The sequence below is a fragment of the Microvirga massiliensis genome, assembly GCF_001006805.1.
GTDB classification, from domain to species: domain Bacteria; phylum Pseudomonadota; class Alphaproteobacteria; order Rhizobiales; family Beijerinckiaceae; genus Microvirga; species Microvirga massiliensis.
This window is the reverse complement of record NZ_LN811358.1, coordinates 214,893-230,218: the sequence shown is the minus strand read 5'-3', so window position 1 is coordinate 230,218 and position 15,326 is coordinate 214,893. Positions and strand designations below refer to the sequence as shown.

At 62.2% G+C, this 15,326-nt stretch carries 16 protein-coding genes; 12 read left to right on the top strand and 4 right to left on the bottom strand.

The genetic code is table 11. The features are described 5' to 3' along the window. Nucleotides 1-2 precede the first annotated feature (2 nt). The 9 genes from BN1233_RS25255 to nuoG all read left to right on the top strand — a co-directional run bounded on the left by BN1233_RS25255 (nt 3) and on the right by nuoG (nt 10,144). Nucleotides 3-1,478 carry an NADH-quinone oxidoreductase subunit M gene (locus BN1233_RS25255; RefSeq protein ID WP_046866381.1) on the top strand — a complete coding sequence of 492 codons (1,476 nt, stop codon included), beginning with the start codon at nt 3-5 and terminating at the stop codon, nt 1,476-1,478. Continuing rightward, nucleotides 1,475-2,914: an NADH-quinone oxidoreductase subunit N gene (locus BN1233_RS25250; RefSeq protein ID WP_046866380.1), complete on the top strand. Its 1,440-nt coding sequence runs from the start codon at nt 1,475-1,477 to the stop codon at nt 2,912-2,914. The genes BN1233_RS25255 and BN1233_RS25250 overlap by 4 nt, the downstream gene beginning before the upstream one ends. 154 nt (nt 2,915-3,068) lie before the next feature. Next, nucleotides 3,069-3,434 carry an NADH-quinone oxidoreductase subunit A gene (locus BN1233_RS25245; protein ID WP_046866379.1) on the top strand — a complete coding sequence of 122 codons (366 nt, stop codon included), beginning with the start codon at nt 3,069-3,071 and terminating at the stop codon, nt 3,432-3,434. Next, nucleotides 3,422-3,925: a NuoB/complex I 20 kDa subunit family protein gene (locus tag BN1233_RS25240; RefSeq protein ID WP_046866378.1), complete on the top strand. Its 504-nt coding sequence runs from the start codon at nt 3,422-3,424 to the stop codon at nt 3,923-3,925. Before BN1233_RS25245 ends, BN1233_RS25240 begins: the two co-directional genes overlap by 13 nt. After that, on the top strand, nt 3,922-4,458 hold the full coding sequence (locus tag BN1233_RS25235) for an NADH-quinone oxidoreductase subunit C (RefSeq protein ID WP_046866377.1): 537 nt from the start codon (nt 3,922-3,924) through the stop codon (nt 4,456-4,458). The genes BN1233_RS25240 and BN1233_RS25235 overlap by 4 nt, the downstream gene beginning before the upstream one ends. A gap of 29 nt (nt 4,459-4,487) precedes the next feature. Continuing rightward, entirely contained in the window at nt 4,488-5,702 is a 1,215-nt protein-coding gene (nuoD, locus tag BN1233_RS25230; protein ID WP_046866376.1) for an NADH dehydrogenase (quinone) subunit D, read from the top strand. Nucleotides 5,703-5,719: 17 nt separating this feature from the next. Continuing rightward, complete coding sequence (gene nuoE / locus BN1233_RS25225; RefSeq protein WP_046866375.1) at nt 5,720-6,232, top strand: NADH-quinone oxidoreductase subunit NuoE; 513 nt, start codon at nt 5,720-5,722, stop codon at nt 6,230-6,232. 4 nt (nt 6,233-6,236) lie between these two features. Beyond that, nucleotides 6,237-7,502 carry an NADH-quinone oxidoreductase subunit NuoF gene (nuoF, locus tag BN1233_RS25220; protein ID WP_046866374.1) on the top strand — a complete coding sequence of 422 codons (1,266 nt, stop codon included), beginning with the start codon at nt 6,237-6,239 and terminating at the stop codon, nt 7,500-7,502. Nucleotides 7,503-7,534: 32 nt separating this feature from the next. Next, the gene (gene nuoG / locus BN1233_RS25215) at nt 7,535-10,144 is read left to right on the top strand and encodes an NADH-quinone oxidoreductase subunit NuoG (protein WP_046866373.1); all 2,610 of its coding nucleotides are present in this window, start codon (nt 7,535-7,537) and stop codon (nt 10,142-10,144) included. A 10-nt stretch (nt 10,145-10,154) separates the two neighbouring features. Here the strand turns inward: nuoG and BN1233_RS25210 are convergent, their stop codons facing one another. The 3 genes from BN1233_RS25210 to nuoH all read right to left on the bottom strand — a co-directional run bounded on the left by BN1233_RS25210 (nt 10,155) and on the right by nuoH (nt 12,324). Then, nucleotides 10,155-10,595, bottom strand: a complete 441-nt coding sequence (locus BN1233_RS25210) for a CBS domain-containing protein (RefSeq protein ID WP_046866372.1) — start codon at nt 10,593-10,595, stop codon at nt 10,155-10,157. Between the two features lie 45 nt (nt 10,596-10,640). Beyond that, the gene (locus BN1233_RS25205) at nt 10,641-11,207 is read right to left on the bottom strand and encodes an NADH-quinone oxidoreductase subunit I (protein ID WP_046866371.1); all 567 of its coding nucleotides are present in this window, start codon (nt 11,205-11,207) and stop codon (nt 10,641-10,643) included. Nucleotides 11,208-11,337: 130 nt separating this feature from the next. Next, entirely contained in the window at nt 11,338-12,324 is a 987-nt protein-coding gene (gene nuoH, locus BN1233_RS25200) for an NADH-quinone oxidoreductase subunit NuoH (RefSeq protein WP_046866370.1), read from the bottom strand. Between the two features lie 384 nt (nt 12,325-12,708). Between nuoH and BN1233_RS25195 the strand changes: the two genes are divergently transcribed. The 3 genes from BN1233_RS25195 to BN1233_RS25185 all read left to right on the top strand — a co-directional run bounded on the left by BN1233_RS25195 (nt 12,709) and on the right by BN1233_RS25185 (nt 14,639). After that, nucleotides 12,709-12,960, top strand: coding sequence for an AbrB/MazE/SpoVT family DNA-binding domain-containing protein (locus BN1233_RS25195; protein ID WP_046866369.1), 252 nt, complete (start codon nt 12,709-12,711; stop codon nt 12,958-12,960). Further along, nucleotides 12,957-13,349, top strand: a complete 393-nt coding sequence (locus tag BN1233_RS25190; RefSeq protein ID WP_046866368.1) for a type II toxin-antitoxin system VapC family toxin — start codon at nt 12,957-12,959, stop codon at nt 13,347-13,349. Before BN1233_RS25195 ends, BN1233_RS25190 begins: the two co-directional genes overlap by 4 nt. 276 nt (nt 13,350-13,625) lie before the next feature. Continuing rightward, the gene (locus BN1233_RS25185) at nt 13,626-14,639 is read left to right on the top strand and encodes a PLP-dependent cysteine synthase family protein (RefSeq protein WP_244889841.1); all 1,014 of its coding nucleotides are present in this window, start codon (nt 13,626-13,628) and stop codon (nt 14,637-14,639) included. Nucleotides 14,640-14,695: 56 nt separating this feature from the next. On the opposite strand, the gene BN1233_RS50600 is transcribed toward BN1233_RS25185, so the two are convergent. Further along, complete coding sequence (locus tag BN1233_RS50600; RefSeq protein ID WP_280139401.1) at nt 14,696-14,827, bottom strand: hypothetical protein; 132 nt, start codon at nt 14,825-14,827, stop codon at nt 14,696-14,698. Nucleotides 14,828-15,326 lie beyond the last annotated feature (499 nt).

Genomic DNA, 15,326 nt, shown 5'->3' with positions numbered 1-15,326 from the left:
CCATGGCATTCCCGCTGCTGAGCCTCATCGTCTTCATCCCCGCCACCGGGGCAGCGGTTCTGATGTTCCTCCGCAACGATGATGCGGTGCGGTGGACGGCGCTGGGCATCACCGTCTTCGACTTCGCGCTCTGCATCGCGATGCTGGCCGGCTTTGACAGCACGACTCACGCAATGCAGTTCACCGAAAGGCACCCCTGGGTGCCTGCGCTCGGGATCACTTATGCGCTTGGCGTCGACGGGATCAGCGCGCTCTTCGTGTTCCTGACTGCGTTGTTGGGCTGGATCTGCGTGCTCGCCTCGTGGGTCGCCATCGACCGCAAGGTGAAGGAGTTCATGGTCAGTCTGCTGGCCATGCAGGCGCTGATGCTGGGGGTGTTCTGTGCACTCGACCTGTTCCTGTTCTACGTCTTCTGGGAAGCGATGCTGATCCCGATGTACGTGATCATCGGCGTCTGGGGCGGCGATGGCCGGGTCTATGCGGCGCTCAAGTTCTTCCTATACACGCTGGCGGGCAGCCTCCTGTTCCTGATCGGCGTCATCGTCCTCTATTTCCATGGCGGCAAGACCTTCGACATTCTTGCCCTGACGGCGCAGGATTTGCCGTTCCAGGTCCAGTCCTGGCTGTTCTTCGCCTTCCTCGTCGCCTTTGCGGTCAAGGTGCCGATGGTCCCGGTTCATACCTGGCTTCCGGACGCCCATGTGCAGGCGCCAACAGCGGGTAGCATCATTCTCGCCGGCGTGCTCCTGAAGATGGGCGCCTACGGGTTCCTGCGGTTCTCGCTACCGATGCTCCCGGAAGCGTCGGTGCATTATTCCACGCTGATGCTGGCCCTTTCGGCGCTTGCTATCGTCTATGGTGGGTTGCTTGCCCTGGCGCAGGACGATCTGAAGAAGCTGGTGGCCTATTCCAGCATCAGCCACATGGGCTTCGTGACGCTGGGGATTTTCGCGCTGAACCTCCGCGGGCTCGAGGGCGGCATCCTGCAGATGTTCAATCACGGAGTCACGACGGGCGCGTTGTTCCTGTTCGTGGGCCTGATCTACGAGCGGACCCATACCCGCAGCATCGCGGATTACGGCGGGCTCATGAAGGCGGCGCCGGTCTATACGGCGTTTCTCGCGCTGTTCACCCTGTCTTCGATGGCGCTGCCGGGGACGAATTCGTTCGTGGGCGAATTGCTGGTGCTGTCGGGCGGCTTTGCAGCCAACCTGGCGGCCGGTGCGGCCGCCATTCTGGGAGCAGCGCTGGGAGCGGCCTATCTGCTCGGCATGTATGGTAAAGTCGCACTCGGTCCGGCCCGCATCGGCGCTCGGGTCAAGATCCGCGACGTAAACGCCCGCGAACTGGCGGCGATCCTGCCGCTCGCCGTCTTCGTGCTTTGGGTCGGGCTCTATCCGAAACCCTTTCTCGACATCATAACCCCTTCGGTGAAGCATTTGTTGGCGCAGGTGCACGGCAAGGAGGGCGGCCCATGACCGATGCCGCGCTTCTCCAGTCGATCCTCGCGAGCCTGCCTGAGATTATCGTGATCGCCGGGGCCTGTATCCTGCTGATCCTCGGACAATTCGTACGGAAGGGGCAGGAACATCTCCTCGTCTGGGCTTCCATCGCAATCGTGCTGATGGCCGCCCTCGGAACACTCCTGCTGGCGGGCGAGGTCCGGCCGGCCTATGCGGGCATGTTCATCGCCGATCGCTTCGCGGTCTTCTTCAAGGTCGTGTTCTACCTGGCCACCATCCTGACATTCCTTCTTTCGCGAAAATATGCCGAGATCGAAGGAATCGAGAGCAGCGAATACTATGTCCTGCTGCTTTTCGCACTTTCGGGAATGATGGTCATGGCCTCGGCGTCCGACCTCCTGTCGGTCTATGTCGGCCTCGAGCTGATGGCGCTCTGCACCTATGTGCTGACCGGCTTCCTGCGGCAGCAGCGGCGGTCGAACGAAGCGGCCCTGAAATACGTGATCCTCGGCGGTGTCTCGACCGGGATTTTCCTTTACGGCGTTTCACTGGTCTACGGACTCACCGGCACGACGCAGCTGGACGGGATGGCTGCGGCGGTAACCGGCGATCCGCTCGATCCTGGACTGCTGCTGGCGGTGGTCTTCATCGTCGCGGGACTGGTCTTCAAGGTCGGCGCGGTGCCATTCCACATGTGGGTGCCGGACGCCTATGAAGGCGCGCCGACGACGATCACTGCCTTTATGTCGGTGGGCCCCAAAGCCGCGGGGTTCGCGGTGATCCTGCGGGTGTTCCTCAACCCGTTGGTCGCAGCCTCGAACGCCTGGATCATCGTCGCGGTCATTGCGGTGGTGACGATGGCGCTCGGCAGTTTCGTCGCGCTGGTGCAGGACAATTTCAAGCGCCTCCTGGCCTATTCCAGCATCGCCCATGCCGGGTTCGCCCTGTTCGGTGTCGTGGCCGGCGGTGCGGACGGGATCGCGGGCGTGATGCTCTACCTGCTGATCTATGCATTCATGAATCTCGGCATCTTCGGCACAGTCATCATGATGCGGAACGGCAGTTTCTCGGGCGAGGTCATCGAGGACTATGCGGGTCTCGCGAAGTCGCATCGCGGGCTCGCGCTTCTGATGCTGCTTTATCTGTTCTCGCTGGCCGGCATTCCGCCGACGGCCGGGTTCTTCGCCAAGTTCTACGTGCTGGTTGCGCTCGTCGAGCGGGGTTTCGTGACGCTGGCGGTGATCGCAGTTCTGTTGAGCGCCGTCGCCGCCTACTTCTACATTCGCATCGTCATGTTGATCTACATGCGTGAGCCGGAGGGCGCGTTCCATCCGGCGCTGACGCCCTCGGTCCGTGCCACGCTCGCCGTCACCGCCGCCGGCACGATCGGCATCGGACTGTTTCCGGCGTGGTTTCTGAGGCTCGCTCAACATTCCGTGTTGGGCGGTTGATCGATTGCATTTGCACTGATCGGGCCGACCGAATACTCTGGCAGGGCTGGATAGGAACGCCCAAGTCCCTGCCTGGGCGCGCGCATCACCGGTCCCGAGGAGGGTCGGTCGTGACCTGCGCAAAGCCCTCGCCGGGCGACCGGGGCGGAGCGACATGACCGGAATGGAATTCCTGCCGGTTCTTTTCATGGTCGCCGGAATTGTTCTGGTGGCGGTGGCGACGCTCTTTGTCTCCTCACTCCTGCGCCCGTCCAATCCCTATCCCGCGAAGAACATGCCCTACGAGTGCGGCATGGACCCGGCGGGCGAGGCCGCCGGGGGCCGCTTCGGAGTTCAGTTCTTCATCCTCGCGATCCTGCTGGTGGTCTTCGATGTCGAGGCGATGTTCCTCTTTCCCTGGGCCGTCGTCCTGAAAGAGATTGGGCTCGTCGGTTATTTCGAGATGTTCGTCTTCATGGTGCTGCTTCTGGTGGGTTTCGCCTATGCCTGGGTGAAGGGAGCGCTGGAATGGGAGGTGTGAGCAACGCGATCCGCGACAGCGTGCTGTTCACCACGGCCGACAGCGTAATCAGCTGGAGCCGGAGGTCGGCGCTATGGCCCGAAACCTTCGGCATTGCCTGTTGCGCCATCGAGATGATCTCGGCGGGTTGTGCGCGCTACGATCTCGACCGGTTCGGCGTGGTGTTCCGGCCTTCGCCGCGCCAGTCCGACGTGATGATCATCGCCGGCACTGTGACGCGAAAATTCGCGCCCGTCGTGCGCCGGCTCTATGACCAGATGCCGGAGCCGCGCTGGGTCATCGCGATGGGCACCTGCGCAATCTCGGGCGGGGTCTACAACACCTACGCCGTGGTGCAGGGGTCGGAGACCTTTGTGCCGGTGGACGTGCATGTGCCAGGCTGCCCGCCGCGGCCCGAGGCGCTGATGCATGGCTTCCTCCTGCTTCAGGAGAAGATCAAGAAATCCCGGGCGCTGGCTGGGACGCCACTTGAACGGGTTGCGGCGTCATGAGCGTCGAGACGCCCCTTAACCGCGCCCCGATCACGGAGCGTTTCGGGAGGGCAATTGGGGATCTTGGCTTCGCGCATGGCGTTCATGCCTTCACGGCTCCGCCTGAAATGATCGTCGAGCTTTGCCGGTTCTTGAAGGAACACCCGGCACTGCAGTTCAATTTCCTGTCCGATATCTGCGGGGTCGATTATTACCCCGAAACGCCACGCTACGAGGCGGTGTACCACCTCTATTCACTGCCGAACAAATGGCGCGTTCGGATCAAGTGCCGCCTCGGCGATCCGCCGCGGATTCCCTCGGTGACAGGGGTCTGGCGCACTGCCAACTGGCATGAGCGCGAGGCCTGGGACATGTACGGGATCCGGTTCGAGGGCCACCCCGACCTGCGCCGGATCTACATGTGGGAAGGGTTCGAGGGCTTCCCACAGCGCAAGGACTTTCCGCTCCGGGGCTACAAGGACAAGCTGAACCCGTTTGGCGCTGAAGGTCCGCCGCCGACGCAGCCCGACCTCGCCACCAGGGACATTCCATAAAGGAGGCCGTTCCACGCCGGGGACTTGAGATGACCGAAGTCACGGAACTGAGCAGGCCGGAAGGCGAAGCCCTCGACACCAAGGAGGTGCTTCTCAATCTCGGCCCGCAGCATCCCAGCACGCACGGCGTGCTGCGGCTCGTCCTCGAGCTCGACGGCGAATACGTCACGCGCGTGGACCCGCATATCGGCTATCTCCACCGCGGCACCGAAAAACTGGCCGAGAGCTTCACCTACACCCAGATTTTTCCGCTGACCGACCGGCTCGACTACGTCTGCCCGCCATCGAACAACCTCGCCTTCGCACTGGCAGTGGAGAAGCTCCTGGGCATCGAGGCGCCGATCCGCGCGCAATATATCCGCGTGCTGATGGCCGAACTGGCGCGGATCTCCGGCCATCTCCTGATCACCGGCGCGCTGCCGATGGATCTGGGCGCCATGACCGCTTTGCTCTACGCCATGCGCGAGCGCGAAATGATCATGGACCTGTTGGAGATGATCACCGGGGCGCGGATGCACACCTCCTTCTGCCGGGTCGGCGGCGTGCGCGAGGACCTGCCCGACGGGTTCTTCCCCAAGATCAGGGAGTTCTGTGACATCTTCCCGAACAGGATCCGCGACTATGAGCGGCTGGTCGAGAACAACCGGGTGTTCCTGAAGCGGACGCAGGGAATCGGCGTGATCTCCGCCGATGACGGCATCGATCTCGGCTTGAGCGGCCCGAACCTGCGGGCCTCGGGCGTCGATTGGGATATCCGCCGCGACGAACCCTATGAGATCTACGACCTGCTCGATTTCAACGTCATTACCCGCAATGAGGGCGATTGCTACGCGCGCTGGCGATGCCGGGTCGACGAGATGCGCGAAAGCGTCCGGATCATCGAGCAATGCCTCGACCAGATGCCCGAGGGGCCGTTCCAGATCGACATGCCGACAATCGCTTTCCCGGTCGACAAGGACAGGGTGCATTGCTCGATGGAGGCGCTGATCCAGCATTTCGACCTGTCGGCCTATGGCTTCAAGGTGCCGAAGGGCGAGGTCTATTCGGCGATCGAGGCGCCAAAGGGCGAGCTCGGGTTCTACATCATCAGCGACGGGTCGGAAAAACCGTTCCGGATGAAGGTGCGGGCACCGTCCTTCGTCAACCTTCAGGCGGTGTTCGGAGTCAGCAATGCGCGCTACCTGGCGGACATGATCGCCGTGCTCGGCAGCCTCGACCCGGTGATGGCCGAGGTCGACAAGTAGAAGGGAAATTGGGCGCGATGAACATGCGCCAAGAGATCGAAGCGGCGGCGGCGCGGTATCCCGACCAGCGCTCGGCGATCATGCCCGCACTTCTGATTGCGCAGAAGGAACATGGCTATCTGCCCGGCCAGGTGTTGGAAGAGGTCGCCGACATCCTCGGCGTCGAGCGGATTTGGGTCTACGAGCTGGCGACCTTCTACACCCTGTTTCATACCGAGCCGGTGGGTCTCTTTCACCTGCAACTCTGCGACAACGTCTCCTGCATGCTGCGCCGATCCGAGGACCTGCTGAGGCATCTCGAGGCGGTGCTGGGGATCACGAAGGGGGGCACAACCCCGGACGGGCTGTTCACGCTCTCGACCGTCGAATGCCTCGGCGCTTGCGAGATGGCCCCGGTGATGCAGGTCGGTGACGACTATCATGGCAACCTCGATGTCGCGCGGATCGATGCGCTCCTGGACAGGCTAAGGGCAGCCGCGGGGCAAGCGACCGGCGCCGATCTCGCCGCCGCAGAACTGCCGGGAGAGTAGCACCGTGTCCGAACCGATCCTTCTCAAAAACATGGACGTGCCGGACAGCCATCTGCTCGCGACCTACGAGGCCGGCGGCGGCTACCAGGCCCTGGCGAAGGCGTTGCGCGAGCACACGCCCGACGAGATCATCGACCTCGTCAAGAAATCCAATCTCCGCGGCCGCGGCGGGGCCGGATTCCCGACCGGAATGAAATGGAGCTTCGTGCCGAAGCAGGCCGGCAAGCCGAAATACCTGTGCTGCAACGCAGACGAGGGCGAGCCGGGCACCTTCAAGGACCGGATCATCATGGAGCGTGATCCGCACCAGTTGATCGAGGGTCTGGCGATCAGCGCCTACGCGATCGGGGCGGCAACCGCCTATGTCTACATACGCGGGGAATACGTGCTGGCGATCCGGCGGCTGGAGCAGGCGATCGCCGAGGCTCACGCGAAGGGCTATCTGGGAACGCGGATTCTCGGCTCGGATTTCAGCTTCGTCGTGCACATCCATTGCGGCGCCGGCGCCTATATCTGCGGCGAGGAGACCGCGATGCTCGACTCGCTCGAAGGCAAGCGGGCGCAGCCGCGTCTGAAACCGCCATTTCCGGCCGTCGCGGGACTCTATGCCAGCCCGACTGTGATCAACAATGTCGAAACGATGGTCTGCGTGCCGCATATCGTGGCGCGGGGGGCGGACTGGTTCCGCGGCATCGGTCCGGACAAGAGCCCCGGCCCGAAGCTCTATTGCCTCAGCGGACAAGTGCAGAAACCGGGCCTTTACGAGCTGCCGATGGGCATACCCTTGCGCGAGCTGGTCGAGGACCGCGCCGGCGGGCCGCCACCGGGGCGCAAGATCAAGGCGGTGATCCCGGGTGGAGTCTCGGCGCCGGTGATCCCGGAAAGCGGGCTGGACGTCGGAATGGACTTCGACTCGCTCGCCGCTGCCGGCTCGATGCTCGGATCGGCCGGGGTGATCGTGATCGACGACTCGACCTGTATGGTAAAGGTCGCCACGCGGATCGTCGAGTTCTTCCACCATGAGTCCTGCGGCAAGTGCACCCCGTGCCGCGAAGGGCTGGATTGGGCCGCGAAAGTGCTGCGCCGGGTCGAGGCCGGGCAAGGCGCGCCGGGCGATCTGGAACAGCTGAGGGCGCTCTGCAAGGGCATTTTCGGCAACACGTTCTGCGCTCTGGGCGACGGCGCGGCGATGGGGCTGCGGGCGGCACTCGCGCATTTCGAGCACGAGTTCGTTGCTCATATCGAAGAGCAGAGGTGCCCGTTTCACTAAGAAGCACGCAGGGACAGGGCTGCGAGGAAGCCATGGTGAGCGTCACGATCAATGAACAGACGCTGGACGTGGAGGCGGGCTCTACGGTGCTGCAGGCCGCCGAACGTCTCGGGATCGAGATCCCGACCTTCTGTTATCTGAAACGGCTGCCGGCTTTGGCCTCGTGCCGCATGTGCCTGGTTGAGATCGAGGGGCAGCGGCGATTGCAGCCGTCCTGCGCAACCGTCGTCACCGATGGCATGGTGGTGCGGACGAACACGCCGCTGATCGACGAAACACGCTCGTCCATGCTCGATATGCTGCTCGCCAACCACCCCCTTGATTGTCCGGTCTGCGACAAGGGCGGCGAGTGCGAGCTTCAGGACATGGTGATGGCATACGGGCCTCGCGAAAGCCGATTCCGCGATACCAAGCGTGTGTTCCACTCCAAGGACATCCGTCTCAGCCCGGTCATCATCATGAACGTCAACCGCTGCATCCAGTGCCAGCGCTGCGTTCGGATGTGCGAGGAGGTCGTCGGTGCGGTCGCCCTGGGCACCGTCGAAAAGGGCATGGATACCGCCGTCACCGGCTTTGAGGGCAGCCTCGCGAGTTGCGACCAGTGCGGCAATTGCGTCGAGGTCTGCCCGGTCGGCGCGCTGATGAGCTTTTCCTATCGATACAAGGCGCGGCCCTGGGATCTGGTCGAGACCGACACGGTCTGCCCGCATTGCGGAACCGGCTGTCAGCTGACCGTCGGCACGCGCAAGGGCGAGTTCATGCGGGTCCGCTCGAAGTGGGAGCATGGGGTCAACCGCGAAACGCTCTGTGTGCGAGGGCGCTTCGGCCTCGACTTCGTCGCGAGCCAGGACCGGATCAAGCGGCCGATGATCCGTCGCGATGGCGCCCTGGTTCCGGTTTCCTGGGACGAAGCGGGGGACTATCTGCGCCGGCGTCTGTCGGCTGTCGAGAGCAAGGCTGCGGGTGGGCTGGCCTCCCCGCGCCTGCCCAACGAGATGCTTTATCAGTTCCAGAAGCTGATGCGGACGGTCTTCCGGACCAACAACATCGACTGCTCGTCGCGCTGGTCCACGCCCTTCGATACGCTCGGCCCGCTGGTGTCGAGCTTCTACACCCGTACGCCGCTGGCGGAGGCCATCGGCAAGGACTGCGTGCTCGTCGTCGGTGGCAACGTGACCGACGAAAACCCGGTCACCGAATACCTGCTCCGGGACACCACGCGGCGGCGGCAGACTCGGTTGCTCATGCTCTCGGCCCGGCCATCCCGTCTCGACGCCGATGCTCGGGCGGTCCTTCGCGTTCCGCCGGGCGGTGAGGCCGCGAGCCTTGCCGCGGTGGTGGCCGGGCTGGTGAGGGCGGCTGGTCAGGCCTTGGCGGTCGACGTTCGTACGGGCATCGGCGCAAGCACCGGGCCGGCGGCGACCACCGGCCGTGACGGGCCGGACTGTCTGGCCTCCTCGCTCCTGGAAGGCCGGAGCGTCACCGTGCTCGTCAGCGTCGACCTCCTGAGATCACCCGAAGCGCGCGCAACGCTGCAGCAGTTCAATAACCTGCTGCAGGTTCTCCACATGCTCGGCAAAGGGCCGACGATGCAGTTCCTCTTCGACCGTGCCAACCAGATGGGCGCCTGGGACATGGGGGTCCTGCCGACGGTGCTGCCGGGACTGCGTGCGATCAGCGATGATGCGGCGCGCACAATGCTCGAACGGGCCTGGGGCGCCAAAATCCCGCCTGAACCGGGCGCGGATTTCGACGCCATGCTGGAGCTCTGCAACGAGGGGCGGATGGGCACGCTCTATATCGCCGGAAGCGACCCCCTGATGGCCTATCCCGACCGGGCATTCGTGAAGCGGGCGCTTGGTAACACCGATCTCCTGATCGTGCAGGACACGTTCCTCACGGATACGGTGGGGCTGGCCGATGTCGTCCTGCCCGCGGCAGGTTATGGCGAGGAGTCCGGCACGTTCACCAACAACGAGGGCCGAATCCAGAAGGTCAGCAAGTTTCGCGAGCCCGCCTTCGAGGCGCAGGGCAATCTGGCGATCTTCGACTTTGTCGCGGCGCTCCGCGATCAGGCGTTGCGGCCGTCCACGCAAGGCGAGATCTTCGATGAGATTACCCGGCTAGTTCCGGCCTACGACGGGCTGACGCAGGACGGGCTCGGCGCCGATGGAGCATTCACCAGGGCGGCCCCGATACCGCCGTCTGGCGAGTTCTTCACCTCGCCGCCTGCCCCGAGCACATCAGACGGGCTCATTCTGGTCACCGGCAATTGTCTGTTCCATAACGGATACGTTTCCGAACGCTCGGAGATCCTGAATACGGTTGCGGATGATCCCTATGTCGAGATGAGCGCGCCGGATGCCGTGCAGCTCGGCCTTTCGGATCGCGATCAGGTGGTCGTACGATCCACCCAGGGCGAGCTGACGGCGCGGCTCAAGGTCGACAAGCGGTTTCCCAGGGGCCTCGTGTTCGTGCCCGAAAACTACAGGTCCCTGCGTCTCAACAGCCTGATGCGGCGGGGCGAATATCCGTGTCCGGTAGAGGTTCAAAAGGCGCGTGTGGCCTTCGAGATCCCCACCGTCGCCGCACCTGGTGCAGAGCCTAAGGATCTTGGCCGAGGACTCGCCGGGCTGTCCTGACCTTGCACCATCAGTGATAGCCGGTCCCGGCAATGTAATCGTGCAGCACCTGCTCGTTGCGCAGGGATTCGTCGAGCTGATGCTTGACCACATCGCCGATGCTGACGATGCCCATCAGAGCGTCGCCATCCATGACCAGCACATGACGCGTACGCCGCTTGGTCATGATTGCCATCACCATGGGTAGCCTATCCTGTAGCGAACAGGTTGCCACAGAGCGGTTCATGAAGTCGGAGGCCCGCATCATGGGCGCCTCGGCTCCGTGTTCAGCCACGATATTGCAGCAATCCCGCTCCGACAGTGTGCCCAGGTATTCCCCGGGCGAACGACTGACGACCACGAAGCCGATGTTGTTGTCCCGAAACACCCGCAGAACTTCCACCATCGTCTGGTCTGGTGTGACCGAGATGATCTCGGAAGCCATGGTTTTCAAAACTTCGCAGACGAGCATCTGAGCCTCCTTTCTGCGCGTCTCGGCTTGGCGGCTGGCGCGCGTTTACGTTCGTCGGATATTACGCCACCAGTTGTATCCCTGCGGTTCGCTCGCCTCGACCCGCACGTCCCGTTCGGTGTTCAGGCGTGCGGCGACAACGCCGCCCCCGGTCGTCGCCTTGCCGGGTTTGGCGAGCAGATCGTCACGGCCGATCACCAAGTCACGCGAGGAAAAGCTCGAGAATTCGTACTGCTGGCCGAGCGCGATCGCGTCAGCCGGGCAAGCGTCTTCGCAGAGCCCGCAGAATAGGCACCGGGCCGTATCGATCTCGAATTTTGCTGGGTGCCGGTTGCCCTTCTCGTCCTCGTAGGGGATGACTTCGATGCAGTAGCAGGGGCAAATCCGTGCGCAGAGTTCGCAGGCCACGCACTTGATCTCACCCTCTTCGTCGCGCTTCAGGAAGTGATGCCCACGATAGCGCGAATAAGGCAGCCATTTCTCCTTGTCGGGATACTGCATGGTCACGGATCTGGAGAACATGTAGCCGAAGGTCAGCGCCAGGGAATCCGCTAGGTCGGCGAAGAACGCCCAGCCGATCCATGTTCCATTCCTGTCCAGTGCGCGCGACATCGCCGCCTCGCTGCGGAGCCGATACGGTCCTTAGGGCATGATCCGGAAAGATGGTCCCGGCTTTCCGAAAACGGTCATGCCCGACCAAAACCTTAGCCGCAGGAGCGCTTCGGCCCGAAGCGATCCCGCCCTAAAGGAAAGCAACGCCAGTAATAATTATGTTCGCCAATGACAGTGGAAGCAAGACTTTCCACCCGATCGCCATCAGCTGGTCGTAGCGGTAGCGCGGGAAGGTGAAGCGAAACCACATGAACAGATAGACGAAGAACGCGACCTTGAGCACGAACCAGAGCAGCGGCGGCAACGGGATCAGCACGCCGTTCCAGCCGCCAAAGAACAGGATCACCGCCAGGACCGACACCAGCAGCATGATGGCGTATTCGCTGACCATGAAGAACGCGAAGCGGATACCGCTGTATTCGGTATGGAACCCGGCCCCCAGATCGCCTTCCGCCTCTGCCAAGTCGAAGGGAATGCGCTGCGCCTCGGCTAGCCCGGCGACGAAGAACACGAAGAACCCAACCGGCTGGTAGACGATATTCCAGACATCGGCCTGCGCCCGCACGATGTCGAGCAGGCTCATGGATTGCGCCAGCATGACCACGCCGATGACCGCGAAGCCCATCGGAATCTCGTAGCTGATCATCTGCGCGCAGGTCCGAAGGCTGCCCAGGACCGCGTATTTGCTGTTCGCAGCCCAGCCCCCAAAGATGACGCCGTAGACCTCGATCCCGATCACCGCGAAGATGAAAAGGAGCGCCACGTTCATGTTGGAGGCGTAGAGCGTGATCTCGGTGTCAAGGACCGAGACGCTTTCGCCAAAGGGGATCGCGACGAACACCACGAAGGGCGGGGCGAGTGCTAGGATCGGCGCCAGTTTGAAGAGGAAGCGGTCGGCCTCGGCTGGGATATGGTCCTCTTTGGTCAGGAGCTTGATCCCGTCCGCTACCGGCTGCAGCAGCCCGTGCCACCCCACGCGCATGGGCCCCATCCGCTGCTGGATGTGCCCTGCAATCTTGCGTTCCAGCCAGGTCAGCGGCATGGGCAGCAGCAGCAGGATCGCAATCAGCAGCGCGACCTTGAAGATGATCAGGCCAAGGGCGACGACAAGTTCCATGATCCGAGGCCAATTGCTCAACGGGTCGAGACGCGTGACTGGACTTTGGCTGCGGCTATGCCCTGAGCACTTACGCAGTCGCCAAGCTGCGCGGGAACGGCCGTCTGCCAACCTCGCTACACTCTGTGCAACAATACCACAACCTTGCCGTCCCTGGCTATGGTAAAACAACTACTCTCATCCCCACCAATTTTACCTTCATCGCTGGAGGATGTGCATCATTTCGTCTGTCATCAACAAAATTGTTCATTCTGAATATTATGGAGGAAACTATTCTCCAAGACAGCGGCGTGGGCGCCCGGCACGCTGATAGATCTTGCTGCAAGCATCTTATTGGTAAGGCAATTTTACCTTTCATAAATGACTACAGTAAGAGGCCATATTATGCGCACCCTCACCATCACCGCCAAAGGGCAGGTCACGCTACGCAAGGATCTCCTGAAACATCTTGGCGTCCATCCTGGTGAGAAAGTCACCGTGGAAAAGCTGCCCAATGGACGGATCGAGGTGAGGACCGCGCAGCTGACCGGCCAGACCTCGGACGTCTTCGATTTCCTGAAGAGGGAAAACGGCTCATCCTTGTCGATCGAGGAAATGAACGAGGTTGCGGCTAAAGGCAGGGCCGCCAGGCGATGAAGATCACGGCCGATGCCGACGTACTCGTTCGAGCCATTTCGGGCGACCACGAGCAGCAAAGCAAAGTAGCCCAGAGGGAGTTGGTAAAAGCAGGCGTGATTGCACTGGCACTACCAGCGCTGTGCGAGTTGGTGTGGGTGCTATCGCAGGGCTACAAAATTCCGTCGGCCCAAATTGCCGAAGCGATCCGACGATTGATGAATGGCATGAACGTCGTCGTGAACCGGCCGACAGTAGAAGCCGGACTGGCACTGCTGGAGGCGGGCGGTGACTTTGCCGTTGGCGTCATCGCCTATGAAGGAAGCTGGCTTGGCGCTGATGCCTTCATCTCTGACGGGAAGGCGGTAAAGTTGATGGAAGCAGAGGGCGAGTCTGTCCGACTACTGTAGGGGCGTCGCCCACCGGGCATTCTCGTCGAGGGATGAACCGGGGGTGAGACCGGCGCAGCCCGATGCGCGTGTATCGGGCTCGAAGAATGCGCAGGCTCGTACCGCAATGCCACTGCCTCGCTCGTGCTGTGAGCGGCAAAATCCGTCAACAGAACCCGACTCATCGCAACGTGGACAGGTCAGCGTACGGTCCCTTCGGCTCGGCGCGAGAAAGACCGCGTGATAACACCCCGCTGCGTTCTACAGCCTCAGTTTCGCGTTTGCGTTGATCGCTTTATGTGTATTGGTACTCACGACCGGTTTCAGCAAACTGCAATGAAATGGTGGATGGACGTCATGAAAGAACTGCAGCGTAACATCCTGCATTGCATCGGAAACACCACTTTGCTGGCCCTGCGCAAAATCGTTCCCGAGAATGGCTCCCGCATCCTGCTGAAACTGGAGAGCGAGAATCCTACAGGTAGCATGAAGGACCGAATGGCGCTTGCTATGATCGAGGCGGCAGAGGCGGACGGACGCCTCACCGCCAATGGCCCGGTCGTCGAATATACCGGCGGCAGCACCGGCGTGTCCTTAGCTCTCATCTGCGCGGTAAAGGGATATCCTCTGAATATCGTGACGTCGGACGCCTTCGCCCGAGAAAAACTCGATCATATGAGAATTCTGGGGGCCAGGCTTCAAATCGTGCCGAGCGACGGTGGGCGGATGACGGAGAAGCTCACCCGGGACATGATCGAGGCCGCGCGCATCATCGCGGTAAACTCTGGAGCCTTCTGGACCGATCAGATGAACAACAAGGACCAGAAGGCAGCTTATCGCAATATGGCGGAGGAAATCTGGATCCAGACAGACGGACAGATCGATGGGTTTGTCCAGAGCGTGGGCACAGCGGCGTCGCTCCGGGGCATTGGAGAGGTCCTACGCTGCCACAATGAACAGATCAGAATCGTTGCCGTAGAGCCGTCCGAATCTCCGGTTCTGTCGGGTGGCCAGCCAGGCGCTCATAAGATTGACGGGGTCGGAGCGGGCTTTGTCGTGCCTCTCTGGCGGGAGGATACTGCCGATCAAATTGAATGCGTTTCCACGGAAGAAGCCATGGCTATGGCTATGCGGCTGGCCCGAGAAGAGGGCCTGTTTGCAGGGACTTCAACTGGCGGCAATGTCGTCGCGGCCCTACGATTGGCCGAACAACTGGGCCCGGGCGCGACCGTCGTGACTGTCATGTGCGACACCGGGATGAAGTATCTCCGAATTTTTGGAGCAGACCCTTCGCTGGACCATAGAAATTAGGCTGGCGCGTTCCTGATCCTTTCAGATCACCGAAGACCCGCAAGAAACGCAAGCGTTCATTCGAGCGCGAGCATCTCTGCGCCGGTGTCGAGATTGATTTGATATTCGTAACCGAGCGGCGGCCTGCGGTCCTTCCGATAGAATTGACTGTCAACCGGCACGCCTTTCACGATGATCGAGGCGGCCATGGCCAGCGAGTGCGCGAACAGCGGGATGGCGTCCCTGCCGAGATGAATACGGGTGGATATTCCGGAGTCACGTTGTCGATCACGGAATACTCCGCGGTTGTCAGATGCTTGGGATTGTCTTTCGCGCCGAAGCAGGACCAGCCGGCGGCTCGCAGGAATCCGGCGACGGGCCCTCGGTCTTGAGCACTTTCACATCATACACACCCAATGGAGGATCACGCCGGCGAGTTGCCTGCGCGCAAGGTCCGGCACGATTCCAGCGGCCTTTGCGTAGGCTCGGACGCTCACGATAGTTGCGCTCTGCGCTGCAAGCTGCGCGCCGGCGCCGTCACCCGCAAGCACGATGCGCATCCTGTCGATGTGATTTCGCGAGCCAGGGAGTTTGTCATCGCCGGTCGGAAGCTGGGAAAGCCGCGGATAGATTGACACGAAAGGGCGGCGCGGACGAACGCCCGCGCCGCAGAGCATCAAGGACGCTTGTTGCTCGCGTCAGTACCGG